Origin of the sequence: Tepidicaulis sp., from assembly GCF_965222285.1 — a bacterium.
Lineage (GTDB): Bacteria > Pseudomonadota > Alphaproteobacteria > Parvibaculales > Parvibaculaceae > Tepidicaulis.
Genome location: NZ_OZ244942.1, coordinates 1,984,890 through 2,008,973, shown reverse-complemented (window position 1 = coordinate 2,008,973; position 24,084 = coordinate 1,984,890). Strand labels below are relative to the sequence as shown.

Below are 24,084 nucleotides of genomic sequence, written 5' to 3'. Positions count from 1 at the left end.
CTTTTGTTTTGGGGGGACGTTTCCTTCAGGCGGAACGGGCAAGCGCTGCCGGGCTGCGCGCGCCGCTGCGGGCCATGGCCCAGGCTTCCCCCGCCGCCCACATGGCGATGCCGAAAAGCAGCACGTCCTTGATGAGGAAGCCGGCCGTATCCTCACTCACGCCCGGCGTGGTGAAGAGAAAGCTCACGGTCATGACGAGTGAACCGGCCGCACCCAAGCAGCCGAAGGCGGCGGCACGGGGCAGGAAGCGGCGGGCGAAAATCGCAAGTGCGATGGCAAGTTCCACGACGCCGATCACGTTGGATGCGCCTTGCGCACCGAAACCGGCATGCAGCCAGGACAGGAACGGGCTGTGAATGAGCAGCGGCTCGATGGCGGCAGCTTCCTCCGGCGTGAATTTATAAAGACCGAAGGCAAAGAAAATCAGGCCGAGCCCGTAATAGGCGACGGCGCGGCCGATCTTTTCCGCATAGCCGAAATAGGCGGCAAGCTGGGTCTCGTTCATGTGGGGTCCTCCTCGGGGCGCTTTGGGGGTTGGGCTCAATGCGGGGCGCCCGCCGCTTCGAGCTCTTCATAGGTGCGGTGGACGGGGCAAGCGTCATGGCCGCACATGCCGTCATCGCACAGGCGGCACATGCGCCCGGCGCTAACGGCATCCACGGTCAAGGAGGCGAGCAATTTATCGAGCAGCGGTAAGAGCGTTTTGCGCTCCTGTTTCGTCAGCCCGTCCAGAATGGTGCTAAGTGCCTCTTCGCGCGCGGTAAGAATGGTTTTGCGCATCCGCTCGCCTTTGGCCGTGAGCGCCAGCGCGACTTCGCGCTTGTCCGCGCCGGGGCGGCGGGTGAGAAACCCTTGGGCCGCCAGTTTCTCCGTCAGGCGCACGGTGGCCGAATGGCTGAGATCGAGCAGGGTACTTGCCTCAGATACCGTGCCGCCGGGATAAAGACCGAGCGAGACGATAAGTGCGCAGGACGAAGCGCTGAGCCCGGTGATGCGGGTTGCGCCTTTGAGCTGCGCATCGCTTGCGGCAAGGGCCAGTGCGCCGAGGCGGTTGGTAAGCTGTTTCTCTGTCATGCGCTTATTATATGCATGATGCATATAATAAGAGGACGCCTGCCCATCACTCTCCCGTGAGCCAAAAAAACGGGCCCCTGAGGAGGGGCCCGTTCATCCGGTTGGAACAGAGGAAGTAATTAGCTTTCGAAGACTTTTCCGGTCGCCGTGCCCGTATTCGGCACTTCCGATTTGATAAGGCGCAGATAAGGCCGCTCGCCGCTCAGGCGCTGGCGGCGGGCCGCAAGGCTCGGGATACCGGCATGGATACGCGGCGGGGCCTGCCGGGCGATGCGCGGGGCAAGGGCTGCGGCGGCGGATTTCGGCATTTGATCCGGATCGATGAGCTGAATGCGGTCGATCCACTGGCGGGTCAGCATCTGGTCGCCGAGCCAGGCCGGATTTTCCAGCGGCACGGCAGCGCCGATGATGCGGGTGAGGGCGCCATTGTCCTGGGCGAGCGGCAGCAGCACCATTTCGAAGGAGACCTGGCGGCCTTCGCCCGTCTCGGCGGTGTATTCCAGCACACCGGCAGCCGCACTGCCCGTCACGTCATTGAGCAGGTGGGTCATATTGGTATGGCACTCGTCCTGCCAGAGGCCGAGCATGTTCTGGCGGCGGAATTCGGTGCCATAGGCATTGCAAAGGCCGGTGCCGGCAAGGCGGAAGCGGAAGGACCAATGGTCCTGGCGTTCCAGAATGAACACGTAAGGAAGCAGCCGCTTGATGTCGCGCGGCTCGATTTCGCTGCGGCGCGGTGCGGGGCGGTCTCCCCGGATCGCGTTCCAATATTCAACAAGTGCCTGTGTCGTCTGATGCTGCATTACTCTGCCCTCTGAACCCGTTCCGCGTTCCGGCCGGGTTCCCCCCAAGAGGAGCCAAGCCGGCACGTTAATCCAGTTTTGTGACGCTGTCGCGTCCCGGCCCCGCGAAACGGGGGAATTTGTGTGTCCTCTGTTCCTTTTCGAGCTTCCTTGCGTGCCGTGCCGGAACACTTTCGGCACACAAGCGGCGCTCTTGGGCGGGAGGGAGCAGAAAGCGTGCCAGCAGCGCGGGGCGGGAGGGGGAAAGCGCTTAAAAACTGAAAGCACCAGTTCGCTTCTTCTATTGAGGGCAGGCGGGAAAAGGTTAACGGGCGCCTCCGGCAAGTGGCACGGCTCCTGCGATGGCAGGGCACAAGGAAATGAAACGCGCCGAAATGCGCCAAAATAGCTCTTAGTGCCGTTATGGAGTGCCGTTATGGGACACAAAGTTAAGAATTTGTTCATTGCAATGAGTGTGGCGGCGGGCGCCACGGCCATGGATGCGGCTGTTCCGATGCCCGCTTCGGCAGGCAATCCGGCCGATTATTGCCCGGACCAGCCCTGCGTCCCGGATACGCCCTGCGGGCCGCATAAACCCCCGCATCATGGCGGCGGCAAGAAGGTGATCATCAACAAGAGCTATACGAAGAAGATCACCATCAACAAAAACACCACGACGACGAATACGAGCGTTCATAACGACAACCGCGTCTTCAATATCAATGTGGACCGCGGCGCGCGGAACAAGACCGTTTTCGTCGGCGGCAGCACCACGTTTATCGAAGCGCCGAAAGCGGTTACTCCGCTCGGCCAGCTCACCGTGGTTGTGCCGAACGCGGTCGAAAAACTGCGCAAGCCCGTCAAGGGCGTGTGCCAGGACGCCAAGGGTCTTGAAGAAGCCGCGCGCATGAGCGTGCCGAATAAGATCATCGAGGCTGGCTCTTATGTAGGCGAGGTCTTCCACTGCCTTGCCGGCGACATGATGGTGGTGACGCTCGGCCGGTTCCTGGAAGATGGCACGAGCACGGATTATCAGGGCGGTTATACGTTCGAATGCCAGGTGGGCAGCAGCCTGCATGTGGGCGAAGACGGCCGCGTTGCCTGCGGCCCGGCCTCGGACCTTGCATTCAACAGCGGCATCGCCCCCCGTGCGCGCTTTGCCGAAATCATTCTGCAGAAAACGACCGGCGGCCCGCAGATGAGCCAGGTGGGCGACACTTCGGGGCTTTATCTTTCCGGCGGTGTCGGCAACTGATCTTCTCTCTTTCTTGACGGCACCTCGAAGCCGCGGCGTCTTTGCACGGACGCCGCGGTTTTTTGTGTGCGGGGTGTTAAAGGGTGGGCGGTGCTTGCTCTTGCCGTCCTGTTCGCACGTACATTTGCAGCTGCTGCCGTATGGACCCCGGGACACGCCCGGGGTGACAGCTTCTATGTGGAACTGCGGCCTTGCTCCACAAAGATGCACGCGATGTTACAAACACGGTGTGGCACTGTATCTCCTCAAATAAAACCGTCACCCCGGGCTTGTCCCGGGGTCCACAGGCCGCATACTCGGCAGTCATGAAGACTTACTACGTCTACATTCTCGCCAGCGGCAGACGGGGCACGCTTTATGTGGGTGTGACGAATGACCTGGTGCGCCGGGTCTATGAGCACAAAGCCGGAGCAGCCGACAGCTTCACGAAACGGTATGGCATCAAGGACCTCGTCTGGTTTGAAGCAACGCCGGATGTGGAAGAAGCGATCCGTTCTGAAAAGCGCATCAAACGCTGGCGGCGCAGTTACAAGATAAACGTGATCGAGGCACACAACCCGGAGTGGCGCGATCTTTATAAGGGGTTGCTGGGGTGAGGGAGCTTTCACGCCAGCTTTCTCGGCCTTGCTGTTGTATGGACCCCAGGACTAGCCCGGGGTGACAGCTTCTATATGGAGCTGTGGCTTTGCCAAATCCCAGCGCTCCGCCACGAGAGCCTGAGAGCGCACCGCCTCACCATTCTCCGCAACCGTCACCCCGGGCTTGTCCCGGGGTCCATGGGCATTCGCCTCACCCGCCCCCGCACAAAAAAAGAGGGAGGATCTTGCGATCCTCCCCTAGTTGGCTCTCAGGCTTTCCTCTTGGGAAACTTGTGGCCGGGCCGGAGCCCGGCGGAATTCTTGAAGGTTAGTTGACCCGGCCGCGCAGGCCCGTGAAGACCGGCTCGGAGTAGTAGTCGTAAGGACGGACCGGGGCGGCGGCGGTGCGCATACCATTGTCGGCGTTCTGCTGACCGCGCGGGGCGTCGTAGTAGATTTCGCCCAGCGGATCGCCGTCCTTGCCGAAATTGGCGCAAGGGGCCGGATCGATGCCATAGACCGGCACGATCATTTCCAGGACGGCGCGTTCGATGACCGAGCGCACGGCGAGCTGCAGCGGCTCGAGGGCCTTCTCGCCCGCGGCGATGTCGAAGATGTTGCCGCCGAAGAAATCGAAGACGCCGGCTTTGATTTCACGGCCGATGATCTGCTTCTGGTAGGAAACGACATCGATCACTTCCAGCGTGCGGCTGTCCACCAGGCGCAGGTCCAGGCCCACATTCATGACGAACTGGTTGACCAGCAGGTTGGCTTTCGTGCCGTCCGTGTCGAGATCGGAGAAGAAACCGTCCACGCCGCCGGAGCGGATGTTGAAGTTCAGCTCCGTGATGCCGCCGACAAGGTAATAGTCGGAGCCGCGGATGGTGCCGGCCACGATCTGGCGGAAAGCCTGACCGTCCTGGTCGCCGATCAGCTTGTTATTGGCATATTTCAGCTCAAGCTCGGTGACACCCGTGTCATACCGCTCCACCTGGCGCACGCCGGCTTTGGCGAGGGCGGAAATGGCCATCAGGGCGGCGCCCTGGGTCACTTTCCGGCCGCCTTCAGGTTCGGCTTTGCCGGTGTAATCCTGAATATTGCCGACAGCGATGCGCGGGGCGGTGCTGACGTTGCGGGAGGAACGCGCGATGCAGCGCAGCGCGTTCGAATAAGGTGTTTCATTGTTGATCACCGGGGCATTGCCGATCGGCTCCGCATAACGGCCCGTCGTATCCGCCACCGGGGAGATGCAGCCTGCCAGAGCGGCTGCGACGCTTGCGATGGACAGAATGCGGCCCGCGCTTTTCATCGTATATCCAAGAGGGTTACTGAACATTGTTGGTCACCGTAGCCTGCTGATTGCCATTGTTTATTTGTTCTGCGTTGATCACGACCGTGTTGTAGGAGCCGGTCGTCACAACGTTGATCTGGTTCCCGATGGCTTGTGCCGAATTGGAACCACAGCTCACACCATTGCAATTGCCGTTCCCGCCGCTGGTGTTGGTGAAGCCGACGCCCGAGGTGTGGGTGCCGCCGCCAGATGCGGTGAGATCGCCGTTAGCAATGACGCGGTTGCCATTGTCATCGCGGAACGAGGGGTACATGGGCTGGTTCAGCTCGACCGAGGAATCCATGCCGTAGGGCACATTGGCCGTGAAGCGATTTTCCTCGAAATCGAAGGCGGCTGCCGGCGCGATTGCCGACAAAGTGCCGATGGCAATACCGGCGGTGATGCCGGTAAGGGCGCTGAGCGCTTTTTTTGTTGCCGTGCTTGCCATGTTGAGCCTCGTCAAACGATTGGTCTGAGATCTTTTTTTGTTTTGCCAAGGGGATCGCAATGGCCGTGCCAGCGGCAGGGCGGGGATGTTTTTGCGAAAAACCCCAGCTTTTCCGCCGGTTTTTTCGCATGGTTAAGGCGGGGTTAAGGGGAAAACGGGGGAAATCCCGCTTCCGGCCTCCCTTTGGCACGCCGGATTTGTCTCTTGCTGGGACAGGTGGCACCGGCGAGCGGAAAGGTGGCCAGACGGGGCCGCGTTGCGAATCCGGCCCCGAGCGGCCACACTCGCGCTCAATGCCCGCGGCAAGCCGGGCGGTTAACCATAAGGAGCGGCGGGATGGCGACGCTGGAATTCTATTTCGATTGTTCGAGCCCCTGGACTTACCTTTGTTTTGCGCGGGTTCACGAGGTGATCGAGCGCACGGGCGCTGAGGTGATCTGGAAACCCATCCTGGTGGGCGGCATCTTCAATGTGGTTAACAAGGAAGTTTACGAGCTGCGCGCCAAACCCAATCCGATCAAGGGCAAGTATTATGTGAAGGACCTGCAGGACTGGGCGAATTTCACCGGCATCAAGATCGGCCAGCCGCCGGTTTTCCCCGTTAAGGCGGTGGACCCGATGCGCGGGGCGATCGTCGCGCAGGATGAAGGCAAGCTCGTGCCTTATGCCTGGGCCATGTTCGAGGCTTATTGGGGCGATCTGAAAGACATCAGCCAGCCGGAAGAAATCGTGAAAATCTGCGAGAAGGTCGGCATCGATCCTGAAATGCTGCTTAAACGGATCAAGGATCAGGATATCAAAGACCGGTTGAAGCAAAACACGGAAGAAGTAATCGAGCGGGGCGGGTTCGGCTCGCCCACCATGTTCGTGAATGGAGAGAGTATGTTCTTCGGCAATGACCGGCTGCCCCTCGTCGAGGCGGCGCTGAAAGGCGAACTTCCCCTAAAGAAGGCGGCGGCCCGTGGCTGATTTACAGGAATATAAAGAGCCGCCCGCATTCAACGCGCCTTCCGTGGTGATTGCGCTGGTCGCCGCCATTTTCGCGGTCTTTCTGCTGCAGGCGTATGGCGGGCGTGAATTATCCGGCGATCTCCTGATCTGGGGCTCGCTTATTCCCGCGCGTTATGCCCCGGCGGTGGACGGCAATATTTACTTCTTTCCCGGCGGCATTCTCGCGGACCTTTGGACCTTCATCACCTATGCCTTTTTGCATGGGGGCTGGACCCATGTGATTTTCAACGCGATCTGGCTACTTGCCTTCGGTACGCCCGTGGCGCGGCGGATCGGCACGGCGCGGTTTCTTACCTTCTATGTGATCTGCGCCATTATTGGCGGCATTACTCATGTGGTGATCTATGCGGGTGAGCTGACGCCGGTGGTGGGGGCCTCGGCGGCGGTATCCGGCCTGATGGGCGGGGCGGCGCGCTTCGTCTTTCTGGCGGGCGGTCCGCTCGGCATGATCGGCACGGGTCAGACGGGACTTCCCGGCGCGCCAAGGGCGCAGGCCAGCATTCTGCAGGCCCTGACGGACCGGCGTACGCTCATCTTCATTGCCATCTGGATCGGTATGAACCTGCTGTTCGGCATTACGGGGCTGACGCCTTCGGGCCAGATCGTCTCGGTTGCCTGGGAAGCGCATCTTGGCGGCTTTTTCGCCGGACTTCTGCTTTTCGGGTTTTTCGATCCCATCAAAACCTCTCCCTCCGGCGGGCCGGGCAATGTGGGCTATGGGGAGTGGAAGGGTTGAACTTCGCCAGCCCGCCCCGGCTCTAGAGCTTGAAAGCGCGCCCCTGCCGCCCACATCTTATAAGGCGCGGCGTTCGGCGCGCCGGCGCGAACTCCAGGAGACCCCAATGAGCGACGCATCTTCCCATTCAGGTTCCCATTCGAGTTCTGGTTCAGACCGCAGCGGCGCGCACACGGATGAGCGCCCGGGCGGCGCGGCCTGGCAGCGTGTGCTTTACATGATCGGCTTCTGGTTTTTAGGAAATATCGCCTTTTCCCTGTCGATCCTGCTCGGTGCGGTGCAATTCATCGTCGTGCTGATCAACGGCGAAAAAAACGAGGAGCTGGCCGCCTTTTCCAAACGGCTGGTCGCCTATGTCTGGGAATGCCTGACCTTCATTACCTATGGGCAGGAAGAAAAACCCTTTCCCTTCGGCAAGTTTCCGGAAGAGCGGCCGGACGAGCGGGACGACTGAGCGCCGTCCCGCGCTAATCCTTTAGTCGTTCGTCAGCACCACTTTACCGAGCGCCTTGCGCGCGGCGATGTCGCTGAGCGCCCGCCCGGTATCGGCCATGGGATAAAGGGCAAAGCCTTCCGGTTTCAGCTCACCCTTGGCGATCATCGCCATAAGATCGCGCATGAAGGGCGCGGCATTTTGCGGCTCGGCCCGGGCAAAGCCGCCCCAATCCACGCCGACCACCGAGCAGCGCTTCAAAAGCGGTAGATTGAGCGGAATGCGTGGAATGTCGCCTGCCGCAAAGCCGACAACGAGATGCCGTCCGCCCGGCGCGAGTGAGCGGAGCGCCGCTTCCGAAATCGGCCCGCCCACCGGGTCATAGACAAGATCGACGCCTTTGCCGCCCGTCAGTTCCTTGAGATCGCTGCGCCAGTCTTCCTTCGTATAATCGACGGTATGATCCGCGCCGAGCTCCAGCGCGGTTTTGCGCTTTTCCTCGCTGGAAGCGGCGGCAATGACGCTCAGCCCCATGGCTTTTGCAAGCTGAATGGCGGCGCTGCCGACACCGCCTGCCGCACCGAGGACGAGAAGCGTTTCGCCTTCCTTGGCATTTCCGCAGGCGCGCAGCCCGTAAAGCGCCGTGCAATAAGAGATGATGATGCCGGCGGCGGGCGCGAAGTCCAGATTGTCCGGAATGGGCACGCAGGACGCGGCAGGCACGGCGATCTTTTCCGCACAGGCCCCGCCCATGGTCGAGCCGAGCACCCTGTCGCCCGGTTTTAAGCCCGTGACGCCTGCGCCCACACTCTCCACAATGCCGGAAAATTCCGTGCCGGGAATAAAGGGCAGGGGGATTTTCACCTGATAAAGCCCTTGAACGAGCAGGCCGTCCACAAAGCCGACGCCTGCCGCCTTGATGGCGATGACGGCCTGACCGTCTTTCGCGGCAGGATCGGGCACGTCTTCAAAACGCAGTTTTTCCGGCGGCGCGTAGTCGTGGCAGAGAATGGCTTTCATCGGAGGCTCCCAAATTTGTTTGGCGTCATCATAGAAGAGGCAAGGTCCAGCGCAATGGCGCCGCTTCTAACGCCGCGTCGGCAAGGGCGGTTTTGAAGATCGAGCGAATCGAACGGGCGTTCCCTGCACATCCCATTGTTCACAAATGAGCCGCTTGCGCGGTGGCAATCGGCCCCCGGCGGCTGTGTAATGGCGGGGAGGATGGAGGAGCCTGGCTTATGAAACCGTTTCCAGAAATTGGTGTCCTGAAGGGCAATTACGCGCCGGTGCTGGCCGAGATGGACGCGCCGGAGCTTGTTGTGACGGGCGATATGCCCGAGACGCTTTCCGGCACGCTTTACCGCAATGGTCCGAACCCGATGTTTCCCCCGCTCGGAGAAAAACATCACTGGTTCCTGGGCGAGGGCATGGTGCATGGCATTCATGTGGAAGGTGGGCGCGCTTCTTACCGGAACCGCTGGGTGCATACCGAGCAATATGAGGCGCAGCGCAAGGCGGGCCGCCGGCTTGTCGGTACGGGCTTTGGCGAGCCCCGCGCGCCGGGCGGTGAGGAGCTGCGCAACAATGTCGCCAATACCAATATCGTCTGGCATGGCGGCAAGCTTCTGGCACTTGATGAGGGAAGCTCGCCTGTCGCCATGGACCCGCTGACGCTGGAAACGGCGGGAAGCTGGACCTTCGAGGGCAAATATAAAGGCGCGATGACCGCCCATCCCAAGATCGATCCTGAAACGGGCGAAATGCTGTTCTTCGCCTATATGGCGGATGGGCCGGGCTCCAAGACCATCGCCTATAATGTGGTGGGCGCGGACGGGCGCGTGACGCGTACGGAAAAATTCGAGGCGCCTTATTGCACGATGATGCATGACTTCATCACCACGGATGAGCATGTGATCTTTCCGCTTTTCCCCGCAACCATCGATGTTGACCGGATCATGCAGGGCGGGCCGGTCATCGCCTGGGACCCGGATACGCCGAGCATGATCGGCATCATGCGCCGGGACGGGGCGGTGGAAGATATGCGCTGGTTCGAGGGCGATCCCTGTTATGTGTACCACCCGATGAACGCCTTTACGGTGCATGAGGGCGGGCACACGAAAGTTATTGCCGATGTGATGAAATATTCCCGCGTACCGCTTTTCCCGGATGCAAACGGCGCGCGCCCGCCTTCCGATCTTTCCAGCGAGCAAGGGCTGCTGGTGCGCTGGACCTTCGATCTCGACGGCAATACGAACAGCTATAGCGAAGAGGTTCTATCCGACCTTCGCGGCGAGTTTCCGCGGCTCGATGAGCGTTTTGCGGGGCTCGGCTACCGGCACGGCTATTATGCCTCCATGGCGCGGCCGGAAGCGGAGGCTGCTTCCTATGACGTGCTGGTGCATATCGATCTTGAGACCGGCAAGAAAACCGAGTGGGATGCAGGCGCGGGCAACACGGTGCTCGAACCCGTCTTCGTGCCGCGCGCGCCGGGCTCTGCGGAAGGGGACGGCTATCTCGTTACCGCGATCTACCGGCGGGAGACGAACCTCTCGGATTTTGCCGTCTTCGATGCAAGCGATGTCGGTGCGGGGCCGCTCGCGCTTGCGCATCTGCCGGTACGCATTCCCCATGGCTTCCACGGCAATTGGCGGCCCGCGTAAACTAGAAGAGCGGTTCTTCGTAGATCAGCTCGCCGTCGAGGAGGAGCCCTTTGATGGCGGCTTCCCCATCGCCGCCGAGCGCGATGCGCGCGGCAAGGCGGTTTTCGTTGCGCTGTTCTTCAAGATCCCAGCCCGTACCCTCCGGCACGAAATAGCTTTCGATGCCGTAGGAGAGCGTGAGCATGCGGCAATTCTCGCAGGGCTCGTCTTCTTCCACGGTGCGCGGGCGCGCGCCGATCGCATAATCAACCCGGCCTTGGATGAAGGTACCCTCGCTTGGGGCTTTGCGGTGAAGGGCGGCGGCCTGCCAGAGCCCGCCTTGCTCTTCAAGCGCCACCCAAACCGTATCGCCTTCTTTGAAATCGTTGTCGCCGGCAAGTTTCGATTCTTCCAGCCGTGAGATGTCGTAGGTGAGGATGACATAGTCACCGCGGAAAAGATCGCGGGGATCGACCGGTTCGATGGCCAGCGTGACTTCCGTGCCGGAGCGCAGGAGCATCATCCGGTCCCAGATCATGGCGCCGAGAAAGAGCGCCTGCGCAAGGAAGATCGCGGCAACGGCAAGCGCAAAGGTGCCGGGCGCGCGCGGGGCAGGGGCTTGCAGGCCTTTGATCTGCTCATCGATGAAGCTCATTGGGCCTCTCCCTTGCCGGTTTCAGCCAGCATCTTTTTGCGCCAGCGGTTGAGCGCCCAGCTGCCTGCGATCAGCAATATACCGCCCAGGGCAAAGAAGATCGCGGTGTCGAGCAGCGTGCCGAGCGTTTCGGCGTAAATATAGAAAGCCTCGGCGGCAAAGGCGGTGAAGCCCAGATTGACGAGGAAGCGGCTGGCCGACTGCGTACCGAGAAAGATAAGCCAGATGGCGAAGGCGAAATAGAGAACACCGCCCATGCCGGTCGTCATATCGAGATAATTCGTTTCCCCGCTGGTGATGATTGCCGGCAGAACGGTGAGCGCCAGCAGCGCGCCGAACCCGGCAAGCCCCGTCATGGTGAAGGCGCGGCGCATCACACAGAAGAACAGGAGCGCCACGTTGAAAGCACCGAAGGCGAGCAGTGTCAGACGCCAGCTCATCTCGCCGGTAAAATCGAGCTCATCGAATTGCAGGGCGAAAAGCAGGATGCCGGTGACGATGGCGCCGTAAGCTTCGGCAACGCGTCCCATGCGCAGGCCAAGCTCGCCGCCGAGCCGGCCTTTCAGCCAGACGGTGAGCGCGATGGCAAGACCGAAGAAGAGAAGGTTGCCGCTGTCCCAGTGATAATTGTCGAACCCTTCGAGCCCCATCAGCAGCCAGCCGAAAAAGGAGAGCAGGGACAGATGGTAGGAGGGCGTCCATTGCAGGCGGAAGCCTAGCAAGGTGGCCGCCGCCCAGGCCGGGATGTAAGTCCAGTGCGGGCTGATACCGGCATCGAGCGAGGCCGTGCCCGTCCAGATGAAGAGCAGCACGAAGGAGCCGGCCAGCACGGCGCGGGACTTTGCCGCCCAAGCAAGCGCCAGTGCTCCGAGTGACCAGGCGAAAAGCCCGCCCGTGTAATCGCTCGCCAGATGATACATCTGCGCGATGAGCATGATATTCGCGCCGAACAGGAGCGTGGCAAGAAGTAGGGCGGCTTCGGCAAAGCCCGTGTGTTTTTTCAGATAAAGCCAGATCGCGGCGCCGTAAGCAGCGCCCAGCGAGGCAAAGAGAATGAGAAGGCGCAGGAGCTTCGGCATCTCCGCCCAATTGGCGGCGACGAACGAGAGGGCGGCAAGGCCGAGTAATGCCGCGCCCAGAAGCGAAAGCACGAGAGGCAGGCGGCTACCGCCATCCTCGTTTTCCAGCGACCGGCGGATCGCTTCGGCATTTTGCTGGGTGACCCAGCCCTTCGTGACCCAAATGTCCAGATCACGATTTATTTGCTTTTGATACAGGCGTTTCCAGAAAGGCCAACCATCCATGCCCGTTTCCCCCGGCTTCCTGCGCTTTTAACTATAAAGGTGACGTCAGTGTCAGGATTATTGTGTCGCAAATAGGGCAGTGTCTCTGACATTTTAATGATGTTTTCGACTCGCGAGCATCTTGAATGTCGGGCGCGGCGGGGTCATCATTTTTATTCGCGGGCTTGGGAGAGCCTTTAAGTCTCCGGGGGATGACGGGCGATGCGGCGAGCATGCGCCTCAACAGGAGGAGCCGAATGAACGTTGAAACGATCCTGAAAGAAAAGGGCCACAAGGTTGTGGCCATTCCCGCCGATGCGACGCTGAAAGAGGCTGCCGATCTTCTGAGCGAAAAGAAAATCGGGGCTGCGGTGGTCGCCGATGGGAAAAAGCTGGGCGGCATCCTGTCCGAGCGGGACATCGTGCGCGCGATTTCCAAATTCGGCGCTGCCGTGCTGGACAAGCCCGTCCGCGAAACCATGACGCAGAATGTCATCACCTGTTCGCGCGCGGATACGGTGGACCATCTGATGGGCATCATGACCGGCGGGCGTTTCCGTCACGTACCTGTGGTGGAAGAGGGTGAGATGATCGGGCTCATCTCCATCGGTGACGTGGTCAAATACAAGATCGCGGAAACGGAGATGGAAGCCGAGCAGCTCAAAATGTATATCGCCACCGGCTAAGCTTAGCTGAGCTGTTTGAGCGCCCGTTCGATGAAAGGCATGGAGCGGTCGGCTGCCTCGCGGCCGTGACGGATCAGTTCATCCGCTTTATCGAAATCGATGAGATTGATATGGCCCACATCCGGCTCGATGACGACATCGGCCGGGTCTGCGGCCATGCGCGCGCGGGCAAGGCGGTCCTGCACGATGTTGAGCGCGCTCGTCATGACGGTGGTCAGCCCCGGCCCTGAGGGGGCGTCGCGTTTGAAAAGCTGCTGCAGCAGCGCGCGGTCCGTGCCGCTGCGCATCTGTTTCAGCCGCTCGGAGATGGATTTGCGCAGGCTCTTTTCCGGCGTTTCGTCATCCTCGATCGGCATTTCCAGATGGGTGTTTTCGAGGCTGATCATGTCTTCCGTCTCGAAGGTGCTCCGTTCCGCCTCGCGCTTGGCTTCACGCTCTGCTTCCAGCTCTTCTTCCAGGCGGTAATAATTCAGCGCCGAGGTCATGCCGAAGGCATCGAGGTTGAGATTGATCGCGATGACGAGATGGGCGTCGAAAGCGCGGCAGACGGAAATCGGCACCGGATTGACGAGCGCGCCGTCGATCAGCCAGCGCCCTTCATAGGCCATGGGTTCGAAAACGCCGGGCAGGGCGTAAGAGGCGCGGATGGCATCGATCATCGAGCCGTGTTTCAGCCACACCTCATGACCGCTATTCATGTCCGTCGCCACGGCTACGAATTTGCGCGGCAGGTCTTCGATCTGGCGTTCATGCAGATGTTCTTTCAAAAGCTCGGCCAGCTTGCTGCCGCCGAAAAGCGCCGAGCCGTTGAAGCGGATATCCATGAGATTGAAGAGCCGGCGCGCGTTCAGCGAGCGAGCGAACTCTTCCAGCGCATCGAGTTTGCCTGCCGCATAGCACCCGCCCACCAGCGCGCCGATGGAGGTGCCGGAGATCACGTCGATCTCGATCCCTTCTTCGGCAAGGCGCTGCATGACGCCGATATGCGACCAGCCGCGCGCCACGCCCGAGCCGAGGGCGAGGCCGATTTTCGGTGTGCCGGTATGTTTGGGAGCAGGTTTGCGCATGGGGACCCTTCACGTTACCTGCGCATTACATCACAAAGACCCGGTTAGACAAGATGGCGCCCGAGGCCGCGAAGGCCTGCGGCCTTACTTCCCGTAAACGTCTTTGGGGTCGTAGACCTTTTCGCTCTCTTCAAAATCGAGCGGGGCGGGTTTCTTGCCCGTGCCCACCGGAATGGAGCGGTAAAAACAGGCCTTGTAGCCGACATGGCAGGTCGCGCCATTGCCGGCCACATTGACTTTCAGCCAAATAGCGTCCTGGTCGCAGTCGGTGCGCATTTCCACCACGCTTTGCACCTGGCCGCTGGTTTCGCCCTTTTTCCAAAGGCCGCCGCGCGAGCGGCTCCAATAGACCGCCTCGCCCGTCTCGATGGTCAGGGCGAGGGCTTCGGCATTCATATAGGCATGCATGAGAAGATCGCCCGTCGCCGCATCGGTGGTGACAACGGGAATGAGGCCGTCTTCGCCGAATTTCGGGGCGAAGACGGAACCTTCTTCGATCTCTGCCTTCGCGCCGCGCTCGGCAAAGTAAGATTCGGATTTATCGCTCACGGCAGGTGCCTTGCTGCGGGCGGCTTACCGTTCCTGGTAGCCGCGGATCATCTGCAAGAAGCGCTGCTCCATGCGCAGATCGTCGCGGAAGACACCCGTAAACTGCGTGGTGATAGTCGCCACGTCCGGTTTGCGGATACCGCGCGTCGTCATGCACTGGTGCTTGGCTTCGACGAGAACGGCAACGCCCTTGGGCTTGAGCACGCGGTTGATCGAGTCGACGATCTGCGCCGTCATCGTTTCCTGCGTCTGCAGGCGTTTGGCGTAGATTTCGATCACGCGGGCAAGCTTGGAGATGCCGACCACCCGGTTGGTGGGGACATAGGCGATATGCGCCTTGCCCAGAATAGCCACCATATGGTGCTCGCAATGCGATTCCAGCGTGATATCGCGCAGCATGACCATGTCGTCATAGCCTTCGACTTCCTCGAAGGTCTTGCCCAGCACTTCGTCCGGGTCTTCTTCGTAGCCTGCGAAGAATTCTTCATAGGCACGCACGACGCGGTTCGGCGTTTCGATCAAGCCTTCACGGTCCGGGTTGTCCCCGGCCCAGGCGATGAGGGTGCGCACGGCCGCTTCCGCTTCCTCGCGGGAAGGGCGAGCGCGATCGGTTTTCGTTGAAGACAAGCTATCCACTACAGCATTCATATCCATTTCGACCATTCTCTTAGGGGTTCGCCGGCCAAAACCCTGACGGGAGGGTTTGAAAGTGCCGGTTCAAGTCACAGGCAGCGGTCCTCCTCTGCCTATTTTGCCCATCAAGCACGGGTCTTATGCCATGCTGCAGATGATGTGACACCGTCTAGAGTGTGCATATAGCCTTGCAGAAAGGGGCTATCAAGCTTTGTGGACCTTGCAAATGCGCAAAGCCTTGACGGAATGTTGATAATGGGCGCCGCCCGAGGCGCCGGATTTCCCTTTTCCGGTGCGTTCCGGGCGCAATCCGGGCCATTTGGGCTGGTTTTCGGCGGGTTTCTGCATTAGGTTCCGGCGGTTTCCGACACCTTGAGGTTGACGATATGACCTGTCATCTGTGTTGCCGCTGCCGCCAGACCTCGTTCACCCGGCTGGCCTAGGCCTCTTTTAGGGAGCGCCGGCAGCCCATCTCCGGCCCGATCCGACCAAGAGAACAGATCCGATGAGTGCTGAGACCAAGTCCCTCAAGCTTTACAACACGCTGACCCGCCAGAAAGACCTCTTCACGCCGCAGGACCCCAAGCGCGTGACCATGTATGTCTGCGGGCCGACCGTTTACAATTTCGCCCATATCGGCAATGCGCGCCCGGCCGTGGTCTTTGACCTTCTGGCCCGGCTGCTGCGCCATCTTTATGGCGCGGGGCACGTCGTTTACGCGCGCAATATCACCGATATCGAGGACAAGATCATCAAGGCCGCCCAGGACGAGGGCGTGCCGATTTCCGCCATTACCGAGAAATATGCGGCGATCTACCGGGAGGATATGGGCTCGCTCGGCGTGCTGCCCCCCGATATCGAGCCGCTGGCAACCGAGACGACGGAAACCATGATCTCGCTCATGGAGCGGCTCATCGCCTCCGGCCATGCTTATGAAGCGGAAGGCCATGTGCTTTTCGATGTGCCCAGCTTTGGCGATTACGGCGCGCTCTCCCGGCGCGATCAGGATGAGATGGAAGCGGGCGCGCGGGTGGAAGTTGCCCCTTACAAGAAAAACGCCTCCGACTTCGTGCTCTGGAAGCCGTCGAGCGCCGAGCAGCCGGGCTGGGAAAGCCCCTGGGGCCGCGGGCGGCCTGGCTGGCATATCGAATGCTCGGCCATGATCGAGAAGCATCTGGGGGAGACCATCGACATTCATGGCGGCGGCATCGATCTGCAGTTTCCCCACCATGAAAACGAGGTGGCGCAAAGCACCTGCGCCCATGGCGGCAAGGCGCTTGCCCGGTTCTGGATGCATAATGGCTTCGTGAATATCGAGAAGGAAAAAATGTCGAAGTCGCTCGGCAACGTCCTTCTCGTGCATGATTTGTTGAAAGAAGCGCCGGGCGAGGCGATCCGCCTTGCGCTTTTGAACGGCCATTACCGCCAGCCTTTGGACTGGACGGGTGAGGGGCTGAAACAGGCCAAGCGCATGCTCGACCGGCTTTACGGCGCGCTGCGCACGCTGGCGGATGTCGAGGCGGAACCGGCACATCTGCCGGCGGCATTCCTCGAGGCGCTGCTCGATGATTTGAATACGCCCAAAGCGCTCGCCGAGCTTTTCGCGCTCGCCAAGAAAGCCAATCAGGCCGAAGGGCAGGCGGAGAAGGCGGAGGTGAAAGCCCAGCTTCTGGCGGCAGGCAAGGTGATCGGCCTTCTGCAGCAGGACCCGGCGGCCTGGTTTGAACAGGCAGGCGGGGATACCCATATTGAAGCTGCGGAAGTCGAGCGGCTCATCGCCGCCCGGCTTGAAGCCCGCAAGGCCAAAGACTTTGCCGAGGCGGACCGGATCCGCGATGCGCTCACCGATATGGGCATCGCCATCGAGGATGGGCCGGACGGCACGAAATGGCGGGTGGCGTAAACCCCGCCGGAGACGGATATGCTCGACGACATTTATAACGCGCGCATTCTCAAATATGCCGGGGACATTCCCCGCATCGGCCGGCTGGAAAATCCTGACGGCACGGCGACGGCCGTCTCTAAACTTTGCGGCTCCAAGGTCACGGTCGATGTGAAGGTGACGGACGGCAAGGTCGTGGACTTCGCCCATGATGTGAAGGCCTGCGCCCTCGGCCAATCCTCCTCCTCGATCATGGCGCATTTCGTCATCGGCGCAGACGTGGAAGAGCTGCGCGCGCTCCGCGATCAAATGAAAGCCATGCTGAAAGAAGGCGGGCCCCCGCCCACCGGCAAGTGGAAGGACCTCGAAATCCTAGAGCCCGTGCGCGAGTACAAAGCCCGCCACGCCTCCACCCTCCTCACCTTCGAGGCAACGCTCGAAGCGGTGGAGCAAGCGCTGGAAAAAGCCGGAGCGGCTTAAGGATTGTTGTTTTTTGCTGAGGCTCTATGGACCCCGGCACGGGGGCCGGGGTGACGGCCTCATGTAAAAGGCGGAACGTCGCATCAAACGCAAAGTGTCACCCCGGGCTTGTCCCGGGGTCCATAAGGCGGATTAGCCTTTGCTTAGCATTCCGGTTATTATATTGAGACCGCATAAAACGGAGCAGCAATGAGTTACGGCAGAAACAGCGCCAAGATGCTGAAGGCGGGGCCCGCAGGGCGCCGGGCTTTTGCGCGCGCTTGTGCCATCACGCTCACCGTAACGCTCACTACCCCCGGCTCCGGACGGGCGTAAGCCTGTGCCCCGGAGCCAGCCGCTCCCCGCGAGGGCGCGCCGGGCGGCTTCTTTCCGACCCACAATCGATGAAAATTGAAGGATGAGAACGGTTTAGCCGTCTCCTTTCCTTCCATCCGCGCTGTTGAGCCGCCTTTCAATACCGGCTACACAGTCATGAACGAGCCGCCCTCCAAAAGGGGCGGGAATGCGGGAGAAAGCCGTGGCGCGCAATCCTTTAGGCTTTTTGGGAAGCCTTTTGATGATCGGCTTCATCCAGGTCTACCGCCTGGGAATTTCGCCGCTGATCGGGCCGCGCTGCCGTCATTTGCCCACCTGCTCGGAATACGGGCTGGAGGCGGTGCGCCGGCACGGGGCCTGGCGGGGCTTTTGGCTGACGCTTGCCCGCATTGCCCGCTGCCACCCCTGGGGCAGCCACGGCTTCGACCCGGTGCCGGCGGCGCTTCAGCCCCAGCCCATCTATGCGCCCTGGCGCTATGGTGTCTGGCGGCTCCCGAACGCGGATAAAGGAAATGATGAGGCGGCCTGCCGGACATCCGGTAAGCACGTTTAAGAGAGAAACGATGATCAAATTGACGATGCCGGACGGGTCCGTCCGCGAGTATGAAAAAGCCTTGAACGGTTTCGAGCTGGCCGAAAGCATTTCCAAATCGCTCGCCAAGAAGGCCGTGGCGGTGAAGATCGACGGGAAGGTCGACGATCTTTGCTCCGAAATTGCCCATGACGCCAAGGTCGAGGTGGTGACGAAGGAAAGCCCGGACGGGCTCGAGCTTCTGCGCCACGATGCGGCCCATGTCATGGCGCAGGCCGTCCAAGAGCTTTTCCCCGGCACCCATGACACGATCGGCCCGGTGATCGAGAACGGCTTCTTCTACGATTTCCACCGCGAGGAACGTTTTTCCGAGGACGATCTGGAAAAGATCGAAAAGCGGATGCAGGAAATCGTCGACCGGGACGAACCCATCGTGCGCGAGGTGTGGTCGAAGGACGAGGCGATCGCCTATTTCAAGAAGATCGACGAGCCTTACAAAGTCGAGCTCGTGAACGACATCCCGGATGGCGAGGACATCCGCATCTATAAGCAGGGCGACTGGCTGGACCTGTGCCGCGGGCCGCACCTGCCCTCCACGGGCAAGCTCGGCAAGGCTTTCAAGCTGATGCGTGTGTCGGGCGCTTATTGGCGCGGGGATGCGAAGAACGAGCAGCTTCAGCGCATTTACGGCACGGCCTGGACGAATGAGAAAGAGCTGAAAGCCTATCTCCATATGCTGGAGGAGGCGGAAAAGCGCGATCACCGCAAGCTCGGCCGCGAGATGGACCTTTTCCACCTTCAGGAAGAAGCGCAGGGCTCGGTCTTCTGGCACCCGAAGGGCTACCGCATCTGGCAGGCGCTGGAGCAATATATCCGCCGGCGCCTGGAAGAGAGCGATTATGTGGAAGTGAAAACGCCGCAGCTTCTCGATTCCAAGTTTTGGGAACAGTCGGGCCACTGGTCGAAATTCCGCGAGAACATGTTCGTCGTGCCGGATGAAATTCCGAGCACGGAGGAAGATGCGCCGGTTCTTTCCGGCGAGGCGGAGTTCATGGCGCTGAAGCCGATGAACTGCCCGGCCCATGTGCAGATCTTCAAGCAGGGCATCAAATCCTACCGCGACCTGCCCTTGCGCATGGCCGAGTTCGGCTGCTGTCACCGCAACGAAGCGCATGGGGCGCTGCATGGCCTTATGCGCGTGCGCCAGATGACGCAGGACGATGCGCATATTTTCTGCCGTGAGGATCAGATCACGGCGGAAAGCGTCGCTTTCTGCGAATTGTTGCAGAAGGTCTATCACGATCTCGGCTTTACGGACATTGCGGTGAAGCTCGCCACGCGGCCGGAAGTGCGCGCGGGCGAAGATGCGGTGTGGGATAAAGCCGAGAAGGGCCTTGAAGACGCGCTTAATGCCGCCGGGCTCGAGTTCGAGTTCGCGCCGGGCGAGGGGGCCTTCTACGGGCCGAAGCTCGAATTCCACCTGCGCGATGCGATCGGGCGGACCTGGCAATGCGGCACGTTGCAGCTCGACTTCGTGCTGCCGGAGCGTCTCGATGCCTCTTATGTGGGTGAGGATGGCGGCCGCCACCGGCCCGTCATGCTGCACCGCGCGGTGCTCGGCACGCTGGAGCGCTTCATCGGCATCATGATCGAGAACTATGAAGGCCGCTTCCCGCTCTGGCTCGCGCCCGTGCAGGCGGTGGTGACGACCATTACGTCGGATGCGGATGAGTATGCGCGCGAGTCGTATGAAAAGCTGCGCGCGGCGGGTCTGCGCGTCGAGCTCGATCTGAGGAACGAGAAGATCAACTACAAGGTGCGCGAGCACTCGGTCGCCAAGGTGCCGGTCATTCTCGTCGCGGGCCGGCGCGAGGCGGAGGAAAAGACTTTCTCCATCCGCCGTCTTGGCTCCAAGGATCAGACGGTGGCGGGGCTCGATGAAACGATTGCCGCGCTGCGCGAAGAGGCGCTGCCGCCGGATCTCGCGCCCGCCCGAAGCGCGGCAAAAGCTGCTGAATAAGATCGAGGAAAGGCCGGGGCACCCCGGCCTTTTCTTTTGGGCTCTTTAAAAGTGATACCAGAAGCCGAGCTTGATGCCGCTGTCTTTCACCGTGTTCATGCCGGCATAGGTGGTGTAGCCACCGATCTCCACGGAAAGAATGGGGCTCATGCGGATGATGGATGAGAGATGCGCCTTGTAGGCGCTGGCCGAGCCGCGCGGCGCATTTTCCGGGCCGATGGATAGAAAGTTTGAGGATTGAAGAAGCACCGTCCAATCCGGGCTCATATGAACGCCCGCAGTTGCGATGGCGTTGATCTCATCGGGTTTGCCGCCGGTGCGCAGCCGGTAAGCCACGCGCTGATCGGTAAAGGCATCACGTCCCAGAAGCGTTGTCGTCTGGCCGAAATAGACTGCGCTTTCCACATCCACATTGCCCGCTTCCGGCGAAAACGTATCGCCTTCATAGGTGGCGGTGGTGAGCGTGCCCAGCGTTTCAAGCGCGATGCGGGTGCCCCGCCATTCTCCAAGCGCCACACGCACGCCCCCTTCGATGAAACGCAGATCGTTCGAGCCGACCCGCCCGATGGGGCTCTCCACAATCTCGCTGGAATAGGCGGCCTTGCCGACCAGCGTGACGGTGTCGCGCCAGCCATATTCGGCGTAAATCTGAAATTCTTTTTTGCTGAAAGGGTTGGTGGGCGCCGCGCGCCCGTCCGCGCCGTAAGCCCGGCTGGCTTCGGCCACCGTGAAAGAGGTAATGACGAGCGTCTTGCCTTTCTCCTGCGGCCAGGCGCCGGCATGGGCGGGCAGGGCGCTCGACATCAGCGCCAGCCCCGTTCCCGCGATACCGCCCCATATACTATTCGCCGCCCCCATCGAAATATGGTGAAACGCAAGTTTTCATGGGTAAAGGCAAAGCTCGCCTGCGCGCGTAAATGTGATGTGCGGCTCGGAGGCAGGCGCGAAGCCGGTTTGAACAATGGGCCCGGATGGCTTATGTGAGGAGCACTTTGTTATTTTTGATAAAGATTCGCAAAAAGGACTTCCCATGAGTGCGACGCCGCTTCCCGCGCTGCCCGGTTTTCTCGATGTGCTGCTTGCCCGCCGCTCGGTCACGGCGAAGGACATGCAGGGGCCGGGGCCGAGTAAGGCCGAGCTCGAGCAGATATTGGAAGCAGGCTGGCGCGTGCCCGATCACGGCAAGCTTGGGCCCTGGCGCTTCGTCGTTTTCGAAGGCGCGGCGCGGGCGGCGTTCGGTGAAGAGCTTGCCCGTATCTTCAAGAAGCAGGAACCCAAAGCGGATGAAAAACGCGTGACACTAGAAGCCGAACGGCTGACGCGCGCGCCGGTTGTTGTGGCGGTGATTTCCACCGCCGAAGATCATCCCAAAATTCCGAAATGGGAGCAGCGGCTTTCCGCCGGCGCCGTCTGCCAGAATATGCTGGTTGCCGCGAGCGCGCTTGGTCTTGCCGCGCAATGGCTGACGGAATGGTATGCCTTCGACAAGAAGGTTCATAAGCTCCTCGGCATGCGGAAAGGGGACCGGGTGGCCGGGTTCATCTATCTCGGTTCCGCTGCCGCCAAGCCCGATGAGCGCGTACGCCCGCCGCTTGAAGAGCGGGTGAGTTACTGGAAAGGCTGACGGCGCCTGCGCTTATGCATTGCCCGAAGGCGGGGCGCCGCTGATCTCGCCTTCCTCGCGCCGTGTCATGGCGCGGCCCTGGCGCACGGCAACGCCGCGCAGCGCGGCTTTGCGCCCTTCAAGATCGTCCGACGCAAAGCCGCCCGACACGCGCCGGTCGAGTACACCGCCCGCCGCCAGAACCAGCGCCAGCACGGCAATGCAAAAACCGCCCAGCGTGCTTTCCAGATAAATCAGAAAGGCCGCGCCGCCCGTGGCAATCGCCAAGGCAAGGCTTGCAACGCGTTTAATGGTCAAATCTCTCCAGCTCATCTTCGCCCCCATCCTGGATAAGATCAGCATAGCATGAAGCGGGACCTCAGGAGACCGGTTCCTTTTTATCGTGATCCCAGATCGATTTATGTCCGCCTTTCTGGCCCAGCACCGCCTCGCGCGGGCTTTGCTTGTCGATATGGCCGATCAAGCCCTGATAGGTGCCGAAACCGGCAAGCTCCTGCAAGCGCGGGGAAAACTCTTTCACCCGCTCCAGCGGAATGCCGAGCTGCTGGTTCTCCTGCTGGCGGATGAAGCCGGCGCAATAATTCATCGCAAGGCCGGTGCGCCGCTCTTCAGCTTTATGCGCGCCGCCGCCATGCCAGAGGCTGCCCACCCAGACCAGCACGGAGCCTTTCGGCATTTCGGCGGGAATGGATGCGTAATGCTCGCCATAGGTCGGGCAATGATCCCATTTGTGACTGCCGGGCACGAGGCGGGTTGCGCCGTTTTCTTCCGTAAAATCGCTGAGCGCCCACATGGAATTGCAGACGACGGATTTATGCGGCCGGGTGAGGCCGATCACCTGATCGTCGGAATGGATGGGCTGGGCGCGCTCGCCGGGCAGAATGGCGATGGAGGAAAGGGAGGAGATGAGGCAGCCCTTGTCGAGCACGCCTTCGATGAGCGGCAGCACATTCTCATGCACCGGCACGCGCTCGAAAAGCCGTGCGCGGGCAAGCAGATTGTAGATGCGCAGCGTCTTGTGCCCTTCGAAGGAATTATAGGCGGGCTCGATGCCGAGCTCCTTTTCAAGGCCAAGCAGGGTCTCGTTCAGCGCCTCGATAAAATCCGGCTCGATGGCGTTTTCGACGATCGTGTAGCCGTCTTCGCTAAGGCGCGCCAGATGCGCTTCCTTCTGTTTTTCCTCCATCGTCTCCTCCCGGTCTTTTTATCCTGCCGCTTTGGCGAGAATGCGCTCGGCCTGTTTCAAATGCGGGCGGTCGAGCATCACACCGTCGAGGCTTACCACGCCCACATCGCCAGCCTCCTCAAAGGCTTTCACAATGGCGCGGGCATGGGCAAGGTCGTCATCGCTCGGCGTATAGACCTCGTTGATCACCGGCACCTGGGCGGGGTGGATCGCCATTTTACCGGTAAAGCCGTCGCGCAGCCCGGCGCGGGTTTCCGCCCGTAAGGCCGCTTCATCGCGGAATTCCTTGCAGATGGAATCGATGGGCATGGCCTCCGCTGCCACAGCGCCGAGAAGGCAAAGCGTGCGGGCAAGCTGATAGGGGCCGGTATAAGCACCGCTTTCATCCTTGTTGGAGCGTGCGCCAAGATCGGCGGCCAGGTCTTCCGCGCCCCAGGTCATGGCAAAGAGCCTGGGGCTTGCGCCTGCATAACTGCCCATATTGAAGAGAGAGGCGGCGGTTTCCGTCGCCACATTGCAGAGCTTCACCGCGCCTTCCGGCAGGCCGTTTTCCTGTTCGAGCCTGTCCAGCGCCCCGGCGACTTTCGCGATGCAGGCGCCCGAGATCGTTTTCGGCACCATGACGGCGAAAGGCCGGGCGGGGACGATGGCTTTCAAATCCTCTTCCCAGAAAGGCGTGTCGAGCGCGTTCATGCGCACGATAAGTTTAGGGCCCGTTGCAGGCGCGCCTTTCACATATTCGGCGGTCATGGCCCGCGCGGTTTCCTTCGCCGAAAGGGCGACGGAATCTTCCATATCGAGGATCAGCGCATCCGCGCCGCTATCCTGGGCCTTGGCCTGTTTCTTTTCGCTGTCGCCCGGCACAAAGAGAAGGGAGCGCATGGGA

General features: G+C 61.0%; 27 protein-coding genes. 12 read left to right on the top strand and 15 right to left on the bottom strand.

Going from position 1 to position 24,084, the window contains the following annotated elements; translation table 11 throughout:
- Nucleotides 1-25: 25 nt before the first annotated feature.
- The 3 genes from ACOQOT_RS09620 to ACOQOT_RS09610 form a co-directional block, all read right to left on the bottom strand.
- Nucleotides 26-505 carry a DUF417 family protein gene (locus ACOQOT_RS09620; RefSeq protein WP_420559067.1) on the bottom strand — a complete coding sequence of 160 codons (480 nt, stop codon included), beginning with the start codon at nt 503-505 and terminating at the stop codon, nt 26-28.
- 35 nt (nt 506-540) lie between these two features.
- Nucleotides 541-1,074, bottom strand: a complete 534-nt coding sequence (locus ACOQOT_RS09615; RefSeq protein ID WP_420559066.1) for a MarR family winged helix-turn-helix transcriptional regulator — start codon at nt 1,072-1,074, stop codon at nt 541-543.
- A 119-nt stretch (nt 1,075-1,193) separates the two neighbouring features.
- Nucleotides 1,194-1,877, bottom strand: a complete 684-nt coding sequence (locus ACOQOT_RS09610; RefSeq protein ID WP_420559065.1) for a PAS domain-containing protein — start codon at nt 1,875-1,877, stop codon at nt 1,194-1,196.
- A 448-nt stretch (nt 1,878-2,325) separates the two neighbouring features.
- Between ACOQOT_RS09610 and ACOQOT_RS09605 the strand changes: the two genes are divergently transcribed.
- Nucleotides 2,326-3,111, top strand: coding sequence for a hypothetical protein (locus ACOQOT_RS09605; protein WP_420559064.1), 786 nt, complete (start codon nt 2,326-2,328; stop codon nt 3,109-3,111).
- A 305-nt stretch (nt 3,112-3,416) separates the two neighbouring features.
- A complete protein-coding gene (locus ACOQOT_RS09600; RefSeq protein ID WP_420559063.1) occupies nt 3,417-3,707 on the top strand; it encodes a GIY-YIG nuclease family protein in 291 nt (96 codons plus the stop codon).
- Nucleotides 3,708-4,017: 310 nt separating this feature from the next.
- Here ACOQOT_RS09600 and hfaB read toward each other — a convergent pair whose 3' ends face one another.
- Together hfaB and hfaA are read right to left on the bottom strand one after the other, a co-directional pair.
- Nucleotides 4,018-4,998 (bottom strand): holdfast anchoring protein HfaB, encoded by a 981-nt coding sequence (gene hfaB / locus ACOQOT_RS09595; protein WP_420559062.1) that lies wholly within the window; start codon nt 4,996-4,998, stop codon nt 4,018-4,020.
- 16 nt (nt 4,999-5,014) lie between these two features.
- Nucleotides 5,015-5,467 carry a holdfast anchoring protein HfaA gene (gene hfaA, locus ACOQOT_RS09590; RefSeq protein WP_420559061.1) on the bottom strand — a complete coding sequence of 151 codons (453 nt, stop codon included), beginning with the start codon at nt 5,465-5,467 and terminating at the stop codon, nt 5,015-5,017.
- A 336-nt stretch (nt 5,468-5,803) separates the two neighbouring features.
- Between hfaA and ACOQOT_RS09585 the strand changes: the two genes are divergently transcribed.
- From ACOQOT_RS09585 to ACOQOT_RS09575, 3 genes are all read left to right on the top strand, one after another.
- A complete protein-coding gene (locus ACOQOT_RS09585; RefSeq protein ID WP_420559060.1) occupies nt 5,804-6,436 on the top strand; it encodes a 2-hydroxychromene-2-carboxylate isomerase in 633 nt (210 codons plus the stop codon).
- The gene (locus ACOQOT_RS09580; RefSeq protein ID WP_420559059.1) at nt 6,429-7,214 is read left to right on the top strand and encodes a rhomboid family intramembrane serine protease; all 786 of its coding nucleotides are present in this window, start codon (nt 6,429-6,431) and stop codon (nt 7,212-7,214) included. Before ACOQOT_RS09585 ends, ACOQOT_RS09580 begins: the two co-directional genes overlap by 8 nt.
- A 106-nt stretch (nt 7,215-7,320) precedes the next feature.
- Nucleotides 7,321-7,668, top strand: coding sequence for a DUF4389 domain-containing protein (locus ACOQOT_RS09575; RefSeq protein WP_420559058.1), 348 nt, complete (start codon nt 7,321-7,323; stop codon nt 7,666-7,668).
- 21 nt (nt 7,669-7,689) lie between these two features.
- Here the strand turns inward: ACOQOT_RS09575 and ACOQOT_RS09570 are convergent, their stop codons facing one another.
- A complete protein-coding gene (locus ACOQOT_RS09570) occupies nt 7,690-8,667 on the bottom strand; it encodes an NADPH:quinone oxidoreductase family protein (protein ID WP_420559057.1) in 978 nt (325 codons plus the stop codon).
- A gap of 218 nt (nt 8,668-8,885) precedes the next feature.
- Between ACOQOT_RS09570 and ACOQOT_RS09565 the strand changes: the two genes are divergently transcribed.
- Nucleotides 8,886-10,307 carry a carotenoid oxygenase family protein gene (locus tag ACOQOT_RS09565; RefSeq protein WP_420559056.1) on the top strand — a complete coding sequence of 474 codons (1,422 nt, stop codon included), beginning with the start codon at nt 8,886-8,888 and terminating at the stop codon, nt 10,305-10,307.
- Between the two features lies 1 nt (nt 10,308).
- Here the strand turns inward: ACOQOT_RS09565 and ACOQOT_RS09560 are convergent, their stop codons facing one another.
- Nucleotides 10,309-10,941: a GDYXXLXY domain-containing protein gene (locus tag ACOQOT_RS09560; protein WP_420559055.1), complete on the bottom strand. Its 633-nt coding sequence runs from the start codon at nt 10,939-10,941 to the stop codon at nt 10,309-10,311.
- Complete coding sequence (locus ACOQOT_RS09555; protein ID WP_420559054.1) at nt 10,938-12,245, bottom strand: DUF2157 domain-containing protein; 1,308 nt, start codon at nt 12,243-12,245, stop codon at nt 10,938-10,940. Before ACOQOT_RS09555 ends, ACOQOT_RS09560 begins: the two co-directional genes overlap by 4 nt.
- Before the next feature lie 236 nt (nt 12,246-12,481).
- Here ACOQOT_RS09555 and ACOQOT_RS09550 point away from each other — a divergent pair, with 236 nt between their 5' ends.
- On the top strand, nt 12,482-12,910 hold the full coding sequence (locus tag ACOQOT_RS09550) for a CBS domain-containing protein (protein WP_420559053.1): 429 nt from the start codon (nt 12,482-12,484) through the stop codon (nt 12,908-12,910).
- A 2-nt stretch (nt 12,911-12,912) separates the two neighbouring features.
- On the opposite strand, the gene ACOQOT_RS09545 is transcribed toward ACOQOT_RS09550, so the two are convergent.
- The 3 genes from ACOQOT_RS09545 to folE all read right to left on the bottom strand — a co-directional run bounded on the left by ACOQOT_RS09545 (nt 12,913) and on the right by folE (nt 15,189).
- Nucleotides 12,913-13,977, bottom strand: coding sequence for a patatin-like phospholipase family protein (locus tag ACOQOT_RS09545; protein WP_420559052.1), 1,065 nt, complete (start codon nt 13,975-13,977; stop codon nt 12,913-12,915).
- Between the two features lie 84 nt (nt 13,978-14,061).
- On the bottom strand, nt 14,062-14,526 hold the full coding sequence (hisI, locus tag ACOQOT_RS09540) for a phosphoribosyl-AMP cyclohydrolase (RefSeq protein WP_420559051.1): 465 nt from the start codon (nt 14,524-14,526) through the stop codon (nt 14,062-14,064).
- Between the two features lie 24 nt (nt 14,527-14,550).
- Nucleotides 14,551-15,189: a GTP cyclohydrolase I FolE gene (folE, locus tag ACOQOT_RS09535; RefSeq protein ID WP_420559050.1), complete on the bottom strand. Its 639-nt coding sequence runs from the start codon at nt 15,187-15,189 to the stop codon at nt 14,551-14,553.
- A gap of 475 nt (nt 15,190-15,664) precedes the next feature.
- Between folE and cysS the strand changes: the two genes are divergently transcribed.
- The 4 genes from cysS (at nt 15,665) to thrS (ending at nt 20,388) form a co-directional block, all read left to right on the top strand.
- Nucleotides 15,665-17,062, top strand: a complete 1,398-nt coding sequence (cysS, locus tag ACOQOT_RS09530) for a cysteine--tRNA ligase (protein ID WP_420559049.1) — start codon at nt 15,665-15,667, stop codon at nt 17,060-17,062.
- 18 nt (nt 17,063-17,080) lie between these two features.
- Nucleotides 17,081-17,521 (top strand): iron-sulfur cluster assembly scaffold protein, encoded by a 441-nt coding sequence (locus ACOQOT_RS09525; RefSeq protein ID WP_045448149.1) that lies wholly within the window; start codon nt 17,081-17,083, stop codon nt 17,519-17,521.
- A 502-nt stretch (nt 17,522-18,023) separates the two neighbouring features.
- On the top strand, nt 18,024-18,389 hold the full coding sequence (yidD, locus tag ACOQOT_RS09520; protein WP_420559048.1) for a membrane protein insertion efficiency factor YidD: 366 nt from the start codon (nt 18,024-18,026) through the stop codon (nt 18,387-18,389).
- 10 nt (nt 18,390-18,399) lie between these two features.
- Nucleotides 18,400-20,388 (top strand): threonine--tRNA ligase, encoded by a 1,989-nt coding sequence (thrS, locus tag ACOQOT_RS09515; RefSeq protein WP_420559047.1) that lies wholly within the window; start codon nt 18,400-18,402, stop codon nt 20,386-20,388.
- A gap of 45 nt (nt 20,389-20,433) precedes the next feature.
- Here the strand turns inward: thrS and ACOQOT_RS09510 are convergent, their stop codons facing one another.
- Nucleotides 20,434-21,246 carry a hypothetical protein gene (locus ACOQOT_RS09510; RefSeq protein WP_420559046.1) on the bottom strand — a complete coding sequence of 271 codons (813 nt, stop codon included), beginning with the start codon at nt 21,244-21,246 and terminating at the stop codon, nt 20,434-20,436.
- 172 nt (nt 21,247-21,418) lie between these two features.
- Here ACOQOT_RS09510 and ACOQOT_RS09505 point away from each other — a divergent pair, with 172 nt between their 5' ends.
- Nucleotides 21,419-22,012, top strand: a complete 594-nt coding sequence (locus ACOQOT_RS09505; RefSeq protein WP_420559045.1) for a nitroreductase family protein — start codon at nt 21,419-21,421, stop codon at nt 22,010-22,012.
- Nucleotides 22,013-22,024: 12 nt separating this feature from the next.
- On the opposite strand, the gene ACOQOT_RS09500 is transcribed toward ACOQOT_RS09505, so the two are convergent.
- The 3 genes from ACOQOT_RS09500 to ACOQOT_RS09490 are packed head-to-tail and all read right to left on the bottom strand — an operon-like array spanning nt 22,025 to nt 24,080.
- A complete protein-coding gene (locus tag ACOQOT_RS09500) occupies nt 22,025-22,324 on the bottom strand; it encodes a hypothetical protein (protein WP_420559044.1) in 300 nt (99 codons plus the stop codon).
- 46 nt (nt 22,325-22,370) lie between these two features.
- Nucleotides 22,371-23,198 (bottom strand): phytanoyl-CoA dioxygenase family protein, encoded by an 828-nt coding sequence (locus ACOQOT_RS09495; protein ID WP_420559043.1) that lies wholly within the window; start codon nt 23,196-23,198, stop codon nt 22,371-22,373.
- 18 nt (nt 23,199-23,216) lie between these two features.
- Nucleotides 23,217-24,080 carry an HpcH/HpaI aldolase/citrate lyase family protein gene (locus ACOQOT_RS09490; RefSeq protein ID WP_420559042.1) on the bottom strand — a complete coding sequence of 288 codons (864 nt, stop codon included), beginning with the start codon at nt 24,078-24,080 and terminating at the stop codon, nt 23,217-23,219.
- Between the last annotated feature and the right edge of the window lie 4 nt (nt 24,081-24,084).

Coding starts and splice junctions, on each gene's coding strand:
- ACOQOT_RS09490 (WP_420559042.1), bottom strand. CDS start 24,080: ATGCGCTCCCTTCTCTTTGTGCCGGGCGACAGCGAAAAGAAACAGGCC.
- ACOQOT_RS09600 (WP_420559063.1), top strand. CDS start 3,417: ATGAAGACTTACTACGTCTACATTCTCGCCAGCGGCAGACGGGGCACG.
- ACOQOT_RS09505 (WP_420559045.1), top strand. CDS start 21,419: ATGAGTGCGACGCCGCTTCCCGCGCTGCCCGGTTTTCTCGATGTGCTG.
- hfaA (WP_420559061.1), bottom strand. CDS start 5,467: ATGGCAAGCACGGCAACAAAAAAAGCGCTCAGCGCCCTTACCGGCATC.
- ACOQOT_RS09510 (WP_420559046.1), bottom strand. CDS start 21,246: ATGGGGGCGGCGAATAGTATATGGGGCGGTATCGCGGGAACGGGGCTG.
- folE (WP_420559050.1), bottom strand. CDS start 15,189: ATGGTCGAAATGGATATGAATGCTGTAGTGGATAGCTTGTCTTCAACG.
- thrS (WP_420559047.1), top strand. CDS start 18,400: ATGATCAAATTGACGATGCCGGACGGGTCCGTCCGCGAGTATGAAAAA.
- ACOQOT_RS09555 (WP_420559054.1), bottom strand. CDS start 12,245: ATGGATGGTTGGCCTTTCTGGAAACGCCTGTATCAAAAGCAAATAAAT.
- ACOQOT_RS09495 (WP_420559043.1), bottom strand. CDS start 23,198: ATGGAGGAAAAACAGAAGGAAGCGCATCTGGCGCGCCTTAGCGAAGAC.
- ACOQOT_RS09615 (WP_420559066.1), bottom strand. CDS start 1,074: ATGACAGAGAAACAGCTTACCAACCGCCTCGGCGCACTGGCCCTTGCC.
- yidD (WP_420559048.1), top strand. CDS start 18,024: ATGCGGGAGAAAGCCGTGGCGCGCAATCCTTTAGGCTTTTTGGGAAGC.
- ACOQOT_RS09605 (WP_420559064.1), top strand. CDS start 2,326: ATGAGTGTGGCGGCGGGCGCCACGGCCATGGATGCGGCTGTTCCGATG.
- ACOQOT_RS09610 (WP_420559065.1), bottom strand. CDS start 1,877: ATGCAGCATCAGACGACACAGGCACTTGTTGAATATTGGAACGCGATC.
- ACOQOT_RS09560 (WP_420559055.1), bottom strand. CDS start 10,941: ATGAGCTTCATCGATGAGCAGATCAAAGGCCTGCAAGCCCCTGCCCCG.
- ACOQOT_RS09585 (WP_420559060.1), top strand. CDS start 5,804: ATGGCGACGCTGGAATTCTATTTCGATTGTTCGAGCCCCTGGACTTAC.
- ACOQOT_RS09565 (WP_420559056.1), top strand. CDS start 8,886: ATGAAACCGTTTCCAGAAATTGGTGTCCTGAAGGGCAATTACGCGCCG.
- hfaB (WP_420559062.1), bottom strand. CDS start 4,998: ATGAAAAGCGCGGGCCGCATTCTGTCCATCGCAAGCGTCGCAGCCGCT.
- ACOQOT_RS09550 (WP_420559053.1), top strand. CDS start 12,482: ATGAACGTTGAAACGATCCTGAAAGAAAAGGGCCACAAGGTTGTGGCC.
- ACOQOT_RS09545 (WP_420559052.1), bottom strand. CDS start 13,977: ATGCGCAAACCTGCTCCCAAACATACCGGCACACCGAAAATCGGCCTC.
- ACOQOT_RS09575 (WP_420559058.1), top strand. CDS start 7,321: ATGAGCGACGCATCTTCCCATTCAGGTTCCCATTCGAGTTCTGGTTCA.
- ACOQOT_RS09620 (WP_420559067.1), bottom strand. CDS start 505: ATGAACGAGACCCAGCTTGCCGCCTATTTCGGCTATGCGGAAAAGATC.
- cysS (WP_420559049.1), top strand. CDS start 15,665: ATGAGTGCTGAGACCAAGTCCCTCAAGCTTTACAACACGCTGACCCGC.
- ACOQOT_RS09525 (WP_045448149.1), top strand. CDS start 17,081: ATGCTCGACGACATTTATAACGCGCGCATTCTCAAATATGCCGGGGAC.
- ACOQOT_RS09570 (WP_420559057.1), bottom strand. CDS start 8,667: ATGAAAGCCATTCTCTGCCACGACTACGCGCCGCCGGAAAAACTGCGT.
- ACOQOT_RS09500 (WP_420559044.1), bottom strand. CDS start 22,324: ATGAGCTGGAGAGATTTGACCATTAAACGCGTTGCAAGCCTTGCCTTG.